Annotated in this window: 21 protein-coding genes; 6 read left to right on the forward strand and 15 right to left on the reverse strand. The window is 46.4% G+C overall.

Translation table 11 applies throughout. The annotated features are described in order from the left end of the window. Positions 1 to 66 precede the first annotated feature (66 nt). The 3 genes from H1230_RS22200 to H1230_RS22210 all read right to left on the reverse strand — a co-directional run bounded on the left by H1230_RS22200 (position 67) and on the right by H1230_RS22210 (position 1,773). Positions 67 to 717: a helix-turn-helix transcriptional regulator gene (locus H1230_RS22200; protein WP_239712049.1), complete on the reverse strand. Its 651-nt coding sequence runs from the start codon at positions 715 to 717 to the stop codon at positions 67 to 69. Between the two features lie 26 nt (positions 718 to 743). After that, positions 744 to 1,169, reverse strand: coding sequence for a DUF86 domain-containing protein (locus tag H1230_RS22205; RefSeq protein WP_239712050.1), 426 nt, complete (start codon positions 1,167 to 1,169; stop codon positions 744 to 746). Between the two features lie 316 nt (positions 1,170 to 1,485). Continuing rightward, positions 1,486 to 1,773 (reverse strand): Dabb family protein, encoded by a 288-nt coding sequence (locus H1230_RS22210; RefSeq protein ID WP_154117843.1) that lies wholly within the window; start codon positions 1,771 to 1,773, stop codon positions 1,486 to 1,488. Positions 1,774 to 1,939: 166 nt separating this feature from the next. On the opposite strand from H1230_RS22210, the gene H1230_RS22215 reads away from it, so the two are divergent. Then, positions 1,940 to 2,539 (forward strand): helix-turn-helix domain-containing protein, encoded by a 600-nt coding sequence (locus tag H1230_RS22215; RefSeq protein WP_239712051.1) that lies wholly within the window; start codon positions 1,940 to 1,942, stop codon positions 2,537 to 2,539. 158 nt (positions 2,540 to 2,697) lie between these two features. On the opposite strand, the gene H1230_RS22220 is transcribed toward H1230_RS22215, so the two are convergent. Continuing rightward, complete coding sequence (locus tag H1230_RS22220; RefSeq protein ID WP_275590929.1) at positions 2,698 to 2,916, reverse strand: SDR family NAD(P)-dependent oxidoreductase; 219 nt, start codon at positions 2,914 to 2,916, stop codon at positions 2,698 to 2,700. A gap of 191 nt (positions 2,917 to 3,107) precedes the next feature. Here H1230_RS22220 and H1230_RS22225 point away from each other — a divergent pair, with 191 nt between their 5' ends. Further along, the gene (locus H1230_RS22225) at positions 3,108 to 3,671 is read left to right on the forward strand and encodes a TetR/AcrR family transcriptional regulator (RefSeq protein WP_239712053.1); all 564 of its coding nucleotides are present in this window, start codon (positions 3,108 to 3,110) and stop codon (positions 3,669 to 3,671) included. 88 nt (positions 3,672 to 3,759) lie between these two features. After that, positions 3,760 to 4,563 carry an MBL fold metallo-hydrolase gene (locus tag H1230_RS22230; protein ID WP_239712054.1) on the forward strand — a complete coding sequence of 268 codons (804 nt, stop codon included), beginning with the start codon at positions 3,760 to 3,762 and terminating at the stop codon, positions 4,561 to 4,563. 69 nt (positions 4,564 to 4,632) lie between these two features. Here the strand turns inward: H1230_RS22230 and H1230_RS22235 are convergent, their stop codons facing one another. The 9 genes from H1230_RS22235 to rpmG form a co-directional block, all read right to left on the reverse strand. Continuing rightward, positions 4,633 to 5,262 carry a class I SAM-dependent methyltransferase gene (locus H1230_RS22235; RefSeq protein WP_239712055.1) on the reverse strand — a complete coding sequence of 210 codons (630 nt, stop codon included), beginning with the start codon at positions 5,260 to 5,262 and terminating at the stop codon, positions 4,633 to 4,635. Between the two features lie 24 nt (positions 5,263 to 5,286). Next, complete coding sequence (locus H1230_RS22240) at positions 5,287 to 6,033, reverse strand: GNAT family N-acetyltransferase (RefSeq protein ID WP_239712056.1); 747 nt, start codon at positions 6,031 to 6,033, stop codon at positions 5,287 to 5,289. 182 nt (positions 6,034 to 6,215) lie between these two features. After that, positions 6,216 to 7,454 carry an MFS transporter gene (locus H1230_RS22245; protein WP_239712057.1) on the reverse strand — a complete coding sequence of 413 codons (1,239 nt, stop codon included), beginning with the start codon at positions 7,452 to 7,454 and terminating at the stop codon, positions 6,216 to 6,218. Positions 7,455 to 7,777: 323 nt separating this feature from the next. Then, positions 7,778 to 8,047, reverse strand: coding sequence for a 30S ribosomal protein S14 (gene rpsN, locus H1230_RS22250; RefSeq protein ID WP_239712058.1), 270 nt, complete (start codon positions 8,045 to 8,047; stop codon positions 7,778 to 7,780). Positions 8,048 to 8,106: 59 nt separating this feature from the next. After that, positions 8,107 to 9,081, reverse strand: coding sequence for a metal ABC transporter substrate-binding protein (locus tag H1230_RS22255; RefSeq protein WP_239712059.1), 975 nt, complete (start codon positions 9,079 to 9,081; stop codon positions 8,107 to 8,109). Between the two features lie 22 nt (positions 9,082 to 9,103). Then, positions 9,104 to 9,937, reverse strand: a complete 834-nt coding sequence (locus H1230_RS22260) for a metal ABC transporter permease (RefSeq protein ID WP_239717482.1) — start codon at positions 9,935 to 9,937, stop codon at positions 9,104 to 9,106. Further along, on the reverse strand, positions 9,883 to 10,590 hold the full coding sequence (locus H1230_RS22265) for a metal ABC transporter ATP-binding protein (RefSeq protein WP_239712060.1): 708 nt from the start codon (positions 10,588 to 10,590) through the stop codon (positions 9,883 to 9,885). Before H1230_RS22265 ends, H1230_RS22260 begins: the two co-directional genes overlap by 55 nt. A 141-nt stretch (positions 10,591 to 10,731) precedes the next feature. After that, complete coding sequence (locus H1230_RS22270) at positions 10,732 to 11,934, reverse strand: GTP-binding protein (protein ID WP_239712061.1); 1,203 nt, start codon at positions 11,932 to 11,934, stop codon at positions 10,732 to 10,734. A 50-nt stretch (positions 11,935 to 11,984) separates the two neighbouring features. Next, the gene (gene rpmG, locus H1230_RS22275; RefSeq protein WP_239712062.1) at positions 11,985 to 12,134 is read right to left on the reverse strand and encodes a 50S ribosomal protein L33; all 150 of its coding nucleotides are present in this window, start codon (positions 12,132 to 12,134) and stop codon (positions 11,985 to 11,987) included. 189 nt (positions 12,135 to 12,323) lie between these two features. Here rpmG and H1230_RS22280 point away from each other — a divergent pair, with 189 nt between their 5' ends. From H1230_RS22280 to H1230_RS22290, 3 genes are read left to right on the forward strand one after another with little or no spacing between them, the layout of a single operon-like run. Beyond that, entirely contained in the window at positions 12,324 to 13,349 is a 1,026-nt protein-coding gene (locus H1230_RS22280) for a CobW family GTP-binding protein (RefSeq protein ID WP_239712063.1), read from the forward strand. Further along, positions 13,346 to 14,335 carry a permease gene (locus H1230_RS22285; protein ID WP_239712064.1) on the forward strand — a complete coding sequence of 330 codons (990 nt, stop codon included), beginning with the start codon at positions 13,346 to 13,348 and terminating at the stop codon, positions 14,333 to 14,335. Before H1230_RS22280 ends, H1230_RS22285 begins: the two co-directional genes overlap by 4 nt. 37 nt (positions 14,336 to 14,372) lie before the next feature. After that, positions 14,373 to 15,218 (forward strand): TIGR03943 family putative permease subunit, encoded by an 846-nt coding sequence (locus H1230_RS22290; protein ID WP_239712065.1) that lies wholly within the window; start codon positions 14,373 to 14,375, stop codon positions 15,216 to 15,218. On the opposite strand, the gene H1230_RS22295 is transcribed toward H1230_RS22290, so the two are convergent. Both H1230_RS22295 and H1230_RS22300 read right to left on the reverse strand, forming a co-directional pair. Further along, positions 15,211 to 15,615 carry a NusG domain II-containing protein gene (locus H1230_RS22295; RefSeq protein ID WP_239712066.1) on the reverse strand — a complete coding sequence of 135 codons (405 nt, stop codon included), beginning with the start codon at positions 15,613 to 15,615 and terminating at the stop codon, positions 15,211 to 15,213. The genes H1230_RS22290 and H1230_RS22295 overlap by 8 nt on opposite strands. 79 nt (positions 15,616 to 15,694) lie before the next feature. Beyond that, positions 15,695 to 15,883: a DUF6954 family protein gene (locus tag H1230_RS22300; protein ID WP_239712067.1), complete on the reverse strand. Its 189-nt coding sequence runs from the start codon at positions 15,881 to 15,883 to the stop codon at positions 15,695 to 15,697. Positions 15,884 to 15,911 lie beyond the last annotated feature (28 nt).

Below are 15,911 nucleotides of genomic sequence, written 5' to 3' on the forward strand. Positions count from 1 at the left end.
CGAATGCCTATATCTGCTTTATTATAAGCAGGGAGAGTCTGTTTTGTGACTGATTCTACAATCTTTTCAAGAAGGTTTGCCCGTTGATTTCGGAACGATAGCATACCGGCAGCATTGGCCGCCTTCAGCCATACATTCACCACGAGTTACTGTTGCATCAAGGAGCTCTTCAAATAGATTCTGTTCGCATTGGCAAGCCTTACGGTATTGAGTAGCAACTTGACGAATAGGGCAATTATATTCCCGCATGACATACGAGCCATCTTCTTCACGGTTCCATTCCGCCATGTATCCCCCTGCATTTTGAATGGAGGATAATTCGGCTACCCGTTCCTCCAAATTCCGGCGTTCCATCATTGGGGAATATTGAGCAAGCATCCGGCGACGGCGGCCTTCAAACAACACATTAACCGCCTCGGTGCCACTGATATGATCCAACTCACGCAGCAGCTCCAGCGCCAGATTATGATAGCTTTTTGGAAAATACTCTTCTGCCCGCTCAGTCAGCGAATAGACATGCATGGGCCGCCCCATCGCTTGACGCACTACTTTGGTCTTGGCAAGAGAATCCTGTTCCAGCTGCAGCACATGACGGCGAACACCCATCTCGGTGATTCCCAACTCTTCTGCCAGCGCGCTGATGGTCAGCGGGCCTTTCATCTTCAGGAGCGTCATAATCATGCGTCTAGTCGAGCCACTTTCCTGCCCCTTCTTCATTGTTAAGGCCCCCTTTTCATTCACAGCTATCCCAGCTCCTGATCTAAATATCGATGTACCTGAGTGGCGAATTGCTCCAGCACTTCAGGAATTGCCAAGGTAAGAGGATGCAGTTCGCTGCGGTCCCAGTCGAAATAGTCCTGCACCAGCGGCTTGCGGAGCGCGACCAGCTCTTTAAGCAACTCGAAAATCTCAGTTCCGCCAAACACCTTCTCTTCATGAATAATCGAAATGATATCTTCATAGCTGCCCGCATCGCGCATAATAAATCCGTCAATCACACAGCTGCCGACATCGGTAATAACCTCAATGGCCAAATGAAGACAACGCTCCTGGACCAGTCCCATGATCGTACCGCCATCCCAGGATGCTGCCGCTGTCCGAAGACCTGTATTAATGTCTGGTATTTGACCAAGAATGGTATCTATTTGCTTCCGGTTGACATAATACACTACAAGACCTCCACCTTAAAATAACTAGTAAGAAAAATTGATTTCTGTCTACTTTCTATGTTTGCCGCGGCGTTTTAACCAGAAAAACATGATCAAACTGGCCGCTAGAAACACAACCAAATAAGTTAACGCTTCCATCGGATACTCTAACTCACGCATTCTGCCACCGCTTTCTTAAAATATAAGAATTTATATGTTCCACACGATAAATTTTCCTTATATTTCTCGAAGAAACGGCTACCGTCCATAAAAAGGACATCCAAGCTGTTTCTTCTTGATATATAATGGTGATGCCGCATGTCAGCGACCTATCCCTTTAGAGTTCGTAATCAACAGCCAGTGAAAGCTCTTTAACTTCGTTAATATGTGCAATAACTTCCTTATGGGCGGGATGCACCTGATAGGCCTGCAAATCCTCCAGAGAAGCTACAACAGTCACCAGTGCAATATCAAACGAACGCTCGGAATGAATGATATCTGCACCAACTTCGACCGAGAGAAGCTGTGGAATTCTGCCTTCCATATTCCGTAGTACCGCGACGGTTACCGCCACACTCTCAGGAGATCGGTCCTTCAATTTGAAAAACACAATATGCTTGATCATTCTATTTCGCTCCCTGTTCTTTAAATATTGTAAATTGGTTACTAAAAATATATCATAAGACCAACCGTTCTGAAAGAAACTTAACTTAGAACTCAGCGTTACACTATTGACAGATGCTAAAAATTAATAAATAGTGTAAACCATTTTTTTAATAATTGGAGGAAGTATGCCTAAAAATCAACTAGAACCTCATAAGATCCAGGCCTGGTCCCTAATCAACCGTAAATACCTTGGAAAAGGCGTTCGTGTCAAAAGATTCCGGCGTCCTACGCGCAGTCAGATCCGTAACCGAGTACTGCTAGCAATACTAATGGCTAAGGACATGAAACTCTCCCGATTTGCCGAAGAGCTTGACGTATCCTCTCGCAGTGTAAGTGCCTGGGTATACGAAGGACGTATTCCTTCTAAAAATAATCTGGACAACGCCTGCCGCCTGCTTGGTTATCCACAACACGTCTTGTTCAATGAGGCGCTTTTGCGGCAAAGTCCAATTGTGTGCCAGCCTAAGCCATCCCGATTTATGAAAAGATCCCATAGCAGCTCCCCAAGCAGCAATATCATTTTGACGGGTCTCTGCATGGTATATGACTTCTCCGTTACCGACGTCAGCAACTGGATTGGTATTCATCCCGGCACGTTCCGCAAATGGCTGCATTATAGTCATCTGCCAACCCCGGCTATGCAGGAAAAAGCGGAGGTATTCTTTCGGATTCCGCGGAATATTCTGTTCGCAGATTGTGAATTCCGCTCTTCCTCCCATAATTAGTTGAACTGTGAAATACAAATAGCAGCCAAAACCTGTAAATAGGTTCTGGCTGCTATTTGTGCGCAATAGTTCATGATAATTGGAACGTTTAATCCAAATACAGTTTGAGATATTCTAGGGGTAATTCAAAAGATCATTGGATCATACACTCCAATATTTCAATAGCCGGCATTGTTAACGACAACATCGAGCGCTCCGAATTCATCGAGTGCCAGTTGAACAGCGGCAATTGCGGCTGCGGCGTCGGTCACATCAAGTGCGGTAGCGCGGATACTTGCGCCATACAGCTGCACAAGCTCATCAAGTTTCTCTGGACGACGGGCAGTTGCGACCACTCTCTCTGCTGTCGAGCACAGCCTTGGCGAGTTCCCATCCAAAGCCGCGGAAGCTGTCCGTGATTAAGCATACTTTAGACATACTGGTCATCTCTATCACTATTTTGGAATTTTTATTCCAAAGTGGTTGTAACGCTGTGGAAGAATTAAATCAATATAAATTGAAATGAGATGATGAGATAGCTATTATTGTATGATATGAGGATACGAATGTGGAATTAGAGAGGTGTAAGATGAGTAAACGTGAGGATATTATGAATGCTACACTGGATCTGATCGATGAAGAGGGCTTGCAATCCGTAACTTTTGCCAAAATATTAAAAAGTGCAAAAGTGGGCTCTGGGACCGTCTTTAACTATTTTCACAATAAGGAAGAATTGGTCAACGAAGTTTATAGGGATGTACGAATGCATATGGGCCAGTGCCTTCTACTTGGCTACAATTCAGAATTAAGCTTGTATGAACGCTTCAAATGCCTTCAGCTGAATCGACTGAAGTTCGCCATTGCTTTTCCCAAGGAATTCCGCTTTATTGACAGCTATTCTTATTCACCGTACATTTCGACTGAATTACGCATGATGGATGATCCTAGTTCTTCACGGGAAGTCGTAATGTCGCTCATCATTGAAGGGCAGAAACAGGGAATGATCAAAGAAATGGATGCCCAATTATGCCATTCGGTTATCCATGGTATCATTACCGCAATTGTCAAAGGTTATTATGTCCAAAAATATCCGCTGAGCGAACAACAGGTGCAGCAAACGCTAGAGTCCTCCTGGAAAGCGATTCAGGTATAAATTTATTGACATGCTTTTTTTTCGGCAATATTGGCAATGCTACTCCATAAGAAATCCTTAAGCAATTCGGGAAAACAGGAGGAGCAATATGAAACATAGAAGCATGATCGCTTCCGGCTTTACCGACATGTGGGAGGTAGCTCCCCAAGTTATTGGCCTTCGCACTTTGTTTGTCAATCTTGCTTATGTAGGCTTGCCCTCTAAGGAATGGATTCTCGTAGATACGGGACTCGGCCAGTTCGCAGACAGCATTCTGCATACGGCACAGGAACGGTTCGGCAAACCTCCACTATCCATCGTCTTGACGCATGGTCACTTCGATCATGTCGGGACGCTGAAAAAACTTATAGCAGAATGGGATGTGCCTGTCTATGCCCATCCGCTGGAGCTTCCGTACCTAACCGGTAAAGAGGATTATCCTCCAGCCGACCCTTCTGTAGGCGGGGGACTGATGGCAACAGTGTCGCCTTTATATCCGCATCGCGGTATTGACTTCGGCCCAGCGGTGATTCCGCTGCCTGCGGATGGAAGCATTCCGGGGATGGAGGGGTGGAGCTATATTCATACTCCGGGGCATAGCCCGGGGCATATTTCACTGTTCCGCGCTGCGGATAAGGTAATGATCGCTGGCGATGCTTTTATCACAGTTAAACAGGAGTCGGTATTCGCCGTTCTAACCCAGCAGCAAGCTGTTCATGGTCCACCCGCCTATTTCACCACGGACTGGGATGAGGCGGAGCAGTCGGTTCGTCAACTTGCTCTACTTGATCCCAAGGTCGTTCTAACAGGGCACGGAGCTCCCATGTCTGGTGCAGAGCTGTCCAAGCAGTTGGCGCATTTATGCAAGAACTTCAAGGAAGTCGCTGTCCCAACTCAAGGAAAGTACGTTTAATAACAAGGAAAAGGACAAAAAAGGCAGGTGCGATTCCTGAAACCTCAGAATTTCATGCCTGCCCCGCCATTACAAAGTGCTCTTTCGTGCAAGGATATATCTTAGTATGTATGTATGAGTAACGCCTTGGGGACTACGCAAAGTCTCCAGCTGAGTACCCGTCTCCAAGACTTCTGTCTCTGCAAAATGCTCTCTTAAACCAATTTCGCTGAAGAAGTGGGCATATTTTCCCTCTTTGTATTCATAGGTATCAGGCTCAATCATTCTTCCGCAGCCATAATTGAGATCTTCATCCGAAAAGCTGGTGAAAAACAGTAGTCCGCCGGGACGAAGCTGCTCCAGACAATTAGCTACTAGCCTGCGACGGTCTTCCTCCAGAAATAAATGCAGCACATCATAGCAGTAAATAGCATCTACTTGCCTATCCAATTTGCAGTACAAGGCAGAACCAGCGATATAATAACTCATTGGGTCCCATTCCACTGCCATTTCCAGTGCGATCTGGCTTAATTCAATGCCGTAGGTCTGGAACTCCTCTGAGAATACCTTCGTATTCCGACCATATCCAGCACCAGGAACCAGCACAGACTTCAGTTGATACTGCCGGAATGTATCTCTTGCCAAGAGAGCTGTTGGGCTAGGCTCGCTTCCCCAGATCATGCCCTCCTGCCTAAATCTTTGACTCCAGTATTCTGACATACGCTCTTCCCTCCCGCATACTTCCTAACCTTTGACTCTGTACCAGTATTGATAAATCTCCTGAAAACCCAGCTTATCATACAGAGCAGAAGCTCCATAATTCGCCAACACCACTTGCAGAAAGAAAGTCTTCGCGCCTTGCTCCCTGCCCCACTGAAACATTCCAAGCAGCAGCTGTTCGGCTATTCCCTGTCTTCGATGAGCGGGAGACGTGACAATATCATAGAGCCCTAAATAGCCGTGTTGAATGATCCCTAGGCCGCAGGCCATGGGTTTGCCATCTTTTAAAACATAAGCATAACCTTGCTTCAAATGAGATGCTGATAACATTCTGCGCAACGTATTTCGGTTAGCTGCCGACAGTTCCGTAAATTCAGCGAAAATGTCCAGCCATGCTTCGCTCAGCTCGTCCTGCACCTGAACCACATACCGAGAATCGGGAACCGGCAAACCTTCCAGATCCAGCACCCTTACGGATGAAGGTTCGACCTGATGGTAACCGCGTTCTAACAGAATCTCATCCAAGTCTGCCGGCTGAATGTAGGGTGTGATTTTGAATACTGGCTTCAGACCGGCTCCCTCATAATACTGTTCCGCCAGCTTCACCTTTTCCATAATGTTATTGCTGGGTTCAGCGGCTTCATATAGTGGATTGACGGAATTGGCCCGCTTCGTATACCCGGATGCTGAACGGAGCACCCAACCATCCAGCAAAACACTTTGCTCCGCAGGCCAGGTATTCAACGTAATCTCTTCAATAAACTTGGACATTGGCTTCCTCTCCTTATAAGTCGCATTTATTCCCATAGCGGACTGTTCTTTTATGATAATCCACAGTCACCATAAAGCATAGCAAAGCTAGGAAATCTCGTTCTTAATGAAGATAGGCGGCTAAGCTGCAACCGGAGCAAGTATGGTATATTGATTCGGCTAGAAATGACAAAGTAGGTAGGTTATATATTTACTTGCGTACGCTTATTATATAAAACTGGTATGGCCGCTGCTATAAGGATCATCCCCATAAAAGCGGGGGCGGCAGACCCAAGCGATACATAGATTTGACCTCCAATAATAGGCCCAATCATTCTTGCTAAAGCTTGAATAGATTGGCTACCTCCTTGAATTCTTCCTTGTTCACTAGAATCGACAGACTTGGAGAGCATTCCGTTGAATGTAGGCCCAAAGATCGAATCACCAAAACCAAATATAAACATTCCAGCTATAAACAGAGGATAGAAGGAGAACAATGTCGATGCCGCAATAAGACTGTAGCCTATAATCTCTGAAACCATTCCAAGAATTGCTATCTGTTTATCACTAAGTTTTTTCAACAGCTGTGGCATGATGAAACCTTGTGAAACGATGTCTTGGACGCCCATAATTGAAAACATAAGTCCGATTAGTGCAGGCTTCCAACTGAAAGAATCCATTGTCAATTGTGAAAAAACGGCCTGTAAAGATCCGTTGGGGATCCAGATTAAGAACGCTGAGATAAGCAGCCGGTTTAAGTTCTTCATGGAAAGTAGGTTTGCGAGCTGTATAAATGGATTCAGTCTTACCAAGGTGATCTCTTTCAATCTATTCTTCTTGTCAAGACTCTCAGGCATAAAAAAGAATCCATAAGCAACATTCAATAATGTTATTACTGCTCCAAAATACAGGGGTACAGAATAACCAAACTTGGCAAGTAATCCGCCTAGAGTTGGGCCAATGACGGTGCCTACACCTACAACCGCACTCACCCATCCAAAGTATTTGGTTCTCTGTTCTGGAGGAATGATGTCTGCAAAATAGGCGAAGATAGTGCCTATGCTACCGCCTGTTATACCTTCTATTATACGACCAGCGAATAGGACCCATAGAGCTCCTCCTATACCAAATACTACGTACCCGATGGCGGAACCCAAAAGACATACTAAGAGCAATGGACGACGGCCATATTTGTCACTCAAAGCTCCAAGTACGGGGGCCGCAAAAAACACGCAGAGTGCATAGACAGAGGTCAGCAGCGTAACAACTATAGCTTGTTCTCCCGGATTGCTTGTATAAGGCTGCACTAAGAATGGGATGACAGGCATTATGATAGTGAAGCCTATTCCGCAAAGAAACACAGAGATCAAACCGAATATTAAAGCATGTTTATCTACGGTTTGTTCAGTATTCTGTTTATTGTGTGATCTTGATTTAGACATTAAATTCTCTCCTCAAAAGTTGTGTTTTTAGTTCCTAGGAAACAAATTTATCGTATCGCATTTTTGTTTCCTTGTCAACAAAATAATAACAATAAAAAAGCAACCTGTTCTCAATAGAGTCGGGCTGCCTGTGATTTCATTTTCATTATTCAAATTTATTCTGCTTTCAAATGCCTACATAGATTTCTTTCTTGTTATCCGGCTTCGGGAAGACTTATAACCCTAGAATTGAGCTATATGTGAAAAAAGAGAGCCAAAAGCGCCTGCTGCTGGAATGCTATTCTGTTATGTTCCTATATATTCTTAGCAGCGCACTTCAGCGATTACCAGCTCGACTTGGTGATGCCGGGAATCTGGCCTTTATGGGCCAGCTCACGGAAAATGATCCGGGAAATCATAAATTTGCTCAAATAACCGCGCGGTCTGCCGGAAACCTGGCATCTATTCTTCTGGCGGGTTGCCGAGGAATCTCGGGGCAGCTTTTGCAGTGCCAGATAATCCCCGTTCGCCTTTAATTCTTTTCTTCTCTCCGCATACTTCACGACCAGTGCCTGTCTCTTTAATTCTTTGATTACTTTGGATTTCTTCGCCATGTTGTGGCCTACCTCCAGCAGGTTTAATATTCGGTATCTCGTAATTAAAATAGGTTAACTTATTCGTTTAACGCTAATTGGAGTGCTTTAAGATTCTGACGCATAATTCCTATATAATCAAGATTGTTGCTGCGATCCTCATCGGTCAGACCTTCGATCGGGTTCAATACAGCCGACTTAGCACCGATTTCCTTGGCGATCGTGTCTGCTACACTGGAGGATACCAGCGTTTCAAAAAAAATCGTCTTCACGTTATTCGCTTTGGCAAAATCCACAATTTCAGCCATTTTTGCAGCGGAAGGCTCCTGTTCTGGAGACAGCCCAGCAATTGGTACCTGGATCAGCCCATATTCTCTGGCCAGATAACCGAATGCGGCATGCTGGGTAATGAAATCTTTGCGCTTGGTATCCTTTAGGCCATCCTTGAATTCTTGATTAAGTTGTTCCAGCTTTGCTACATAAGCATCAGCATTCACTTTAAATGCTGATGCATTCTCAGGCGTGGCTGCAGACAATGCAGCTTCAATGGTCCGTACTTCCTGTATGGCCAGTGCAGGGTCCAGCCATAAATGCGGGTCCAATCCGCTGTGCTCATGTTCTTCCTCTTCAAAGCCATCCATAACCTGAAGACCTTTACTAGCCTCTACCGTGACCAATTTGCTGTCAGACGCACTATCCAGCACTTGGCCTACCCAGCCTTCCATCCCGGCTCCGTTATATACAAGGATATCGGCATCGGTAATTTTGGCCATATCTTGTGCGGTCGGCTCCCAGTCATGCGGCTCGATGCCTGCAGGAATCATGGCTTCTACATCAGCCAGATCACCAGCTACATTCTTGGTAAACTCGTACATTGGATAAAAGCTGACTTTAATGTTCAGCTTCGCTGCTACCGGAACCGCAGTAACTTCTGTCGCTCCCGCGGGGGCATTGGTTGCGTTAGTCGCAGCGTTATTGTTGTGATTGCCGCAGCCAGCGGCAATCAACAGGGAAGACAGAGACAGAACAGCAAGATGGCGGATACGAAATTTCATGGGTAATATGAACTCCCTTTCTTTATATAGGTTTATGAATAATGCGCCGATTCTTTCGTCTGATCAGCTTCTGCACTGCAATGGAAATTAACAGGAATAAGAGCAGAATGAGAGAAATAGTGCCTCCAGGTGGTGTATTGATGTAATAAGATGCGGTCAGACCGCTGAAGACTCCAATCAGTCCAACGCCAATCGAGATCAAGATCGCGGCAGTGAAGCCAGACGCTATACGCAGAGCAATCGAAGCCGGCAGGACAATCAGCGCCGATACCAGTAGGACACCAACAACAGGCATCGCTGCAGCCACGGTCATCCCGGTCAGTACAGCAAAAGAAAAGGATAACAGACCTACACGCACGCCGCTGATACTGGCCGTTTCTTCATCAAAGGTCAGGTTGTACAGCGGTCTGCGCAGCACAATGAAGAACGCCAGACCTATAGCAGCTACGATGGCAATAATCAGCAGTTGGGTATTGCTGACTGCCACAATGGAGCCGAACAGATAGGAAGTAAAACTTTTGCTTAAATTCTGTTTTAGACTCATCAACACAACTGCCAGCGCCAAGCCAGAGGTCATAATAATAGCTACCGGAAGCTCACTGTATGTACGATAAGAACGGCGAAGCTGTTCAATGACCACCCCGCCAATTACAGCAATAGCGAAACCGCTTAGTGCTGGATTCAAGTGCAGTACAGAGCCAAGCGCCACACCGGCGAGTGAAACGTGCGAGAGTGTATCCGCCATTAACACCTGACGACGAAGCATGAGATAAACACCGAGCAATGGGCCGATGATTCCGATTAACCCTCCGGCCCAAAATGCACGCTGCATGAATTCGTAACTAAACATTTCCAGCCTTCGTTCTCCTTTCGTTCCAGACTGATTACTGAATCCAGATAGGAACTTGTCTCCTCCAAGCCGTGCGTTACCATAATTACCGTTCGTCCGTGCTGGCTGACATAATGACGCATCAATTGATAAAACCCCCTGCGGCTCGCCAGATCCATACCCGTTGTTGGCTCATCCAGCACCAGTATCTGTGGCTGCTGCGCGAGTGCACGGGCGATGCAGATCCGCTGCTTCTGGCCACCCGACAGCTCCCCGATTTTACGGTTGCGGAATTCCCACATATCGACCTGCTTTAGGCTCCGTTCTACAATATGCTCTTGTTCCGGTGTAAAGCGTCTGAACAAGCCCAACCGTGAATAACAGCCCGAGCGAACCAGCTCGATGACCTTACTGGGGAAGCCCGCATTAAATGAAGCCACTTGCTGCGGTACATAGCCAATGATGAGCTTCCCGTTATCTTCCAGTTCCATATTCAGGCTAACGGTTCCGCTCCACGGCCGCAGCAGTCCGAGCATAAGCTTCAGCAGTGTTGTTTTGGCTGCGCCGTTCGGACCGGTAATTCCAATAAATTGTCCTGCATGAATATCAAGTGACATGTTATCAATTACAGGCTCATTTCCGTAACCAAACACTACATTTCGCATCGATGACAAAATCATGGTTAGGCAACTTCCCTTCTGACTCAGCTAATTTGCTAGATCAGCTAAAAAAATTGAAATAAAAATCCTACGATTGTTTAAATCGTAATTATTACGCATTAACTTTTATGATCATATCGTAATGATTACGATTTGTAAACCCTAAAACGCCGCCAGCAGTTCCTCGGCAGGCCAAGGGAGCGGATTGTTAAACTTGCTCCAATTCTGCTGCATTTCTGCCTCAGTCAGCAAACACCTGTCCAATCTCGCCTCAATATCAGTACGATCCATGCTGACACCGATGAAGACAACCTCATTGATGCGGTCGCCCCATTGATCGTCCCATTTTGCCTTCACATCAGGCTCGCTCTCCAGCACCTCTTGCTGCTGATCTTCCGGCATCGTAGCTAGCCAATAACCTGCAGGCCCAAACTGAATGGAAGGTCCGGCCTGACTTATCGTAGCTGCAAGATCACCTTCAGCGGCCAGCCATACAAGCCCCTTCGCCCGCACAACCTCCTCCGGCCAATTGCTGAAGAAGTAGCTTAATCGTTGTGGATGAAAAGGTATTCTGCGGCGGTATACGAACGAGCTAATGCCATATTCTTCTGTCTCCGGCGTATGCTCCTCCTTGCCTAGCTCTGTGATCCAACCGGACGACATGCTGGTTCTCTCAAAATCGAACAATCCAGTATTCAGGATTTCCTTAGGATCAACGATCCCTTTTACGGTACGGATGATTTTGGCTGTAGGCTGAAGTTTGCGCAATACAGCTTCAAGCTTGTTCAATTCTTGCTCGTCGACCAGATCACATTTGTTCAACAGTAGTACATCACAGGTTTCAATCTGGTCAATCAGCAGATCCACAATATCCCGGAAATCTCCTTCACCAGCCGTCTGATTACGGTCGATCAGCGTGTCACCCGAAGCGAAATCATGCCAGAAGCGATGGGCATCCACCACAGTAACCATCGTGTCCAATCGGGCGAGCATGGTCAGGTCTATATCCAACTCGGGGTTAGCGTAGGTAAAGGTCTGGGCCACCGGAACAGGCTCGCTGATGCCGGAGGACTCGATCAAGATATAATCAAAACGACCCTCCGCCGCCAGCTTTTGCACCTCAACAATTAAATCATCACGGAGTGTGCAGCAGATACAGCCGTTAGACATTTCCACCAGCTTCTCCTCTGTTCGGGAAAGGGTATTTCCAGACTTCACCAGATTGGCGTCCACATTCACTTCGCTCATATCGTTGACAATAACAGCTACCTTAAGGCCATCACGGTTATGCAGGATATGGTTCAGCAAAGTTGTCTTCCCGGAGCCCAGATATCCGCTGAGTACGGTAACAGGAATTCTTTTCATTATTCAAACCCCTTATGTTTATTAGATTTAAAGGTAATAGCGTCTTGCTCTTAGCGAGTCTCGCGATGCAGGGTAACTCTCTTCAGACGAGGGCAATATTTCTTCATTTCAATGCGTCCTGTTTGATTTCTCTTATTCTTCGTAGTGGTGTAATTGCGGTCACCAGTTTCTGTACACGCCAATGTAATGATTACTCTCACTATATTCATCTCCTTATGTTAATCGTAATATTTACGATTAACATATCGTACACGGATTGTTTACTCTCTGTCAACCCCGATCTTCGGAGAAACATAACTCTCTTATATTTGTGGTCTTTCCGGCGGACAATTTACGTATAGATGGAATTATAAAAATATGAATCTTTAAATGGAGCGGGAGTGTGGGAAATGAAGATACCGGTCATTATATTGAGTGGATTTTTGGGGAGTGGGAAAACGACCCTGCTGCTGACTCTGTTACAGGAGAGCTTTGCTAGAAGTCTTAATCCTGGCGTAATCATGAATGAGCTGGGAAAACGGGATGTGGACGGGTATATTTTGCAGGAGCATACTGGCACCAATGTGGAGAAGCTGTTGGACGGTTGTGTCTGCTGCAGCCGCAAGGAGGAGCTTGCGGACAGTCTTTCCGAACTGCAAAAACGACGTCCGGATGCCATCTATATCGAGCTTACTGGTGTGGCTGATCCGGAGGAAATCATCAAACTGTTGCACGAATCACCGCTCAGGGAACGGCTAAGCCTGCATTATTCTGTCACCCTGCTGGATGCTGAGAATGCCTTGGAATATAACAGCCGTCTCTCAGCTGACAAGCAGCTTATCCAAACACTGCGCAAGCAGCTTAGCTCTGCCGATCTCATTGTCGTCAATAAAAGTGACCTCGTAGAACCAGAAACCTTATGGAAAATTGAAAAAGTCGTCCGCAAGCAAAATAAAAAAGCCGAAATTGCCTTCACTCATTACAGCAAAATCAATCTGTACCCGGTGCTGGCCGGAATCATCCCGCAGGCGCCCTATGCCCCTGCTCCGCAACGCGCACACCAAGACTTTACAGGAGCTCCGCTAAAGCGCCTGAATTCCGACCGAGGAAGTATAGCTGTAAAAGAAGCGCCTGAGAAACATAATGCCTCTTACTCCCAAGTGTCTGCCGTAACCTTGACCTTTCCACAATCAGGGGCTAGGCTGCTCTCCAGAGAAAGGCTCGAAGCGTTCTTTCAAGAATGGGAAGGTATTCTACTGCGGGCCAAGGGACATGTTCAGCTCTCGGAGCCAGAGCCTGTTCAGCTTGTCCAATATTCAGGCATGCACACGTCTTGGGAAGATTCGCGTTATCCCGGTTCACCATACGTGGTATTTATCGGTATAAATCTGAATGAGGCCACACTCATCGAACGCTGGACTGCCTTATTCCTTTGACAACCCAATCTCCATTCAAAATATTGCCGCTGCTGCTACCCGCTGCCTTTCTTATTATTCTCGGCGTCTTTTGGCTGCCAGATCATCTAGAACTGCTGGATAATGCCTATATCGACACCTTCAAAACAGCCTTTATCGGCATTTTGCTGGAAGCTTTACCGTTTGTGTTAGCCGGAGCACTACTCTCCTCGCTGCTGCAGGTGTTTGTACCGGATGAAATGATCTCACGCTGGATTCCGCGGCGGCCAGTACCAGCGATTCTATTCGCCTGCCTGCTCGGAATCCTCTTTCCAGTCTGCGAATGCGGAATGATCCCACTCGTCCGCCGCTTAATTCATAAGGGCATGCCGCTTTATGTGGCTATTGTATTTATTTTAGCAGGACCGATCTTAAATCCGGTTGTTTACGGGGCGACGCTGACCGCCTTTCGCAGCCACCCAGAACTGGCTTATGCCCGCATGGGCTTAGCTTTCAGCGTGTCCTGCATCATTGGCCTGATTATCTATGCAACCGTGAAGAAATCACCGTTACGACTGTCTGTCCAACGTGAGAGTGAGGATACGCATCACCGCAGTACACGTGGGGGAAGACTGGCATCCGTCTTTGTGCATACCTCTGATGAGTTTTTTGAAATGGGCAAATATTTGATCATTGGCTGCCTGTTAACCTCAGCTATCCAGACGTTTATGGTGCGTGACAGCTTAATTGCGATAGGTGATAAACCACTTGGCTCTTATCTTTTTATGATGGGACTGGCCTTTATACTCTCCCTTTGTTCTACTTCGGACGCCTTCGTCGCCTCGACCTTTGTGCATACTTTTTCGGCGGGCTCCCTGCTTGCCTTTATGGTGCTTGGTCCGATGCTCGATTTCAAAAACTCAATGATGCTGCTGGCGCTATTCAAAACCAAATTCGCCCTCTATTTGTTCTTTCTGATCATCTCTGGCGTATTTATCGGTGCCGTGTTGCTTTCCGTGTGGCTATGACAATCCAATCCTTTATATAACAATGGAGAGAAGGGACATGATGAATGACTCCAAGAGCATCCGGATTCACTATGGTTTACGCGCAGTTATTCTACTGGCCTTCGCCCTCTACATTGGGCATTTGGTCCAGCAGGATGCTCTGAATTATTATGTAGCGCCCAAGCTGGCGCGGTGGGTGAAGCTCTGTCCGGTGCCCCTGGTGCTGATGGCGTTCAGCCTAGTCGTGCAAGCGTTATTCGGCAAAGGCAGCGTATTATGCGACTGCGACCATCGACTCCCCCGCTCAGGTCATAGAAGCGTTGTTCTATACGGATTGTTTCTTTTCCCGCTATTGCTCGGATTTCTCCTCCCTGACCGGGCTTTAGGCAGCATGGCCGTAGCCAAAAAAGGAATTTCGCTTTCCTATCCGTCCTCCGATCCTTATCAGGAAGAATTCGCCATACTGGCCCAGAAATTATTCGCACAGCCTGTCATACCCGTATATCCAGCCATTTTCTCCGAAACCTTTGGCGCCATTGATATCTACAAACACCAATTTGAAGGTAAAGAGGTCGCTGTTGCGGGCTTCCTCTATCCTACTGAAGCCGGATCCGCGAACAATACGTTTGCAGTAAGCCGTTTTCTGGTACAATGCTGTACGGCAGATGCCGCTCCCTTTGGAATTATGGTTGATCCAGGCAAAAAAATAAGCCTGCCGGCCGATACCTGGATAAAGGTTCGGGGCAAGCTTCATATTGTGCATTACAAGGGCCAGGAAATCATGCAAATCACCGCAGAGTCCATCACACCGATTTCTCAGCCTGCTACACCCTACATTTACACGAGCACTGACTCCATTGCTGCATGGGATCAGTTACAGACTGCAGCTAAGACTGCTAAATAACCGCATCCAGCTCATCCTCGTCATCTGCGGACTTATTGGGATTGAAGACCTCAACCATGATGCGGGCCGGAATGCAAATAATCTGCTGCTTGGGTTTGGAGATAAAGCCCATCTCCAAAGCAATTCGCAGCGGCGCATCAGAATATGTCATTTGAATCCCATAATTGAATACTTTAAGCGTATTATGACCAAATTTGGTTTGGATATCGATAATTTGCTCTTCTTTCGTTAACGATACGGTCTTGTACTCTTTGCCATTCACTGTAATAATAGCCTGCAAATCACCCTGTTGATAATGCTCGTTGTGGTTTTTGTATAATTTGACTCCATAGATAGAGGCGGCTGCCAGCAGAACCAGCAGGATGATGAACAAATCACCGCGTTTTATTTTTTGCAATATCGTTACCCTCTCGCTGACTCATTTCAAAACGTAATAATTAAGAACATTACAAATATATTAAGCTTAAAAACAATTGTCAATGCTTACCCCGCCGCTTTAGCACGATCCGCAATAATATTGTGATGGCCACGTAGATTAGAAGAACCACAACCAGTGTTACAGTACGCTCTATATTCGAGCCATCAGCGAACAGGACTGGACCAAGACCGAACAAGGTTGTCAATGCATATAACAATACAAATAGGACATTTATCAACCATATCATTACAAACCCACTCCAATTCGAAATATTA

The organism is Paenibacillus sp. 19GGS1-52 (assembly GCF_022369515.1).
Classification (GTDB): Bacteria; Bacillota; Bacilli; order Paenibacillales; family Paenibacillaceae; genus Paenibacillus_AQ.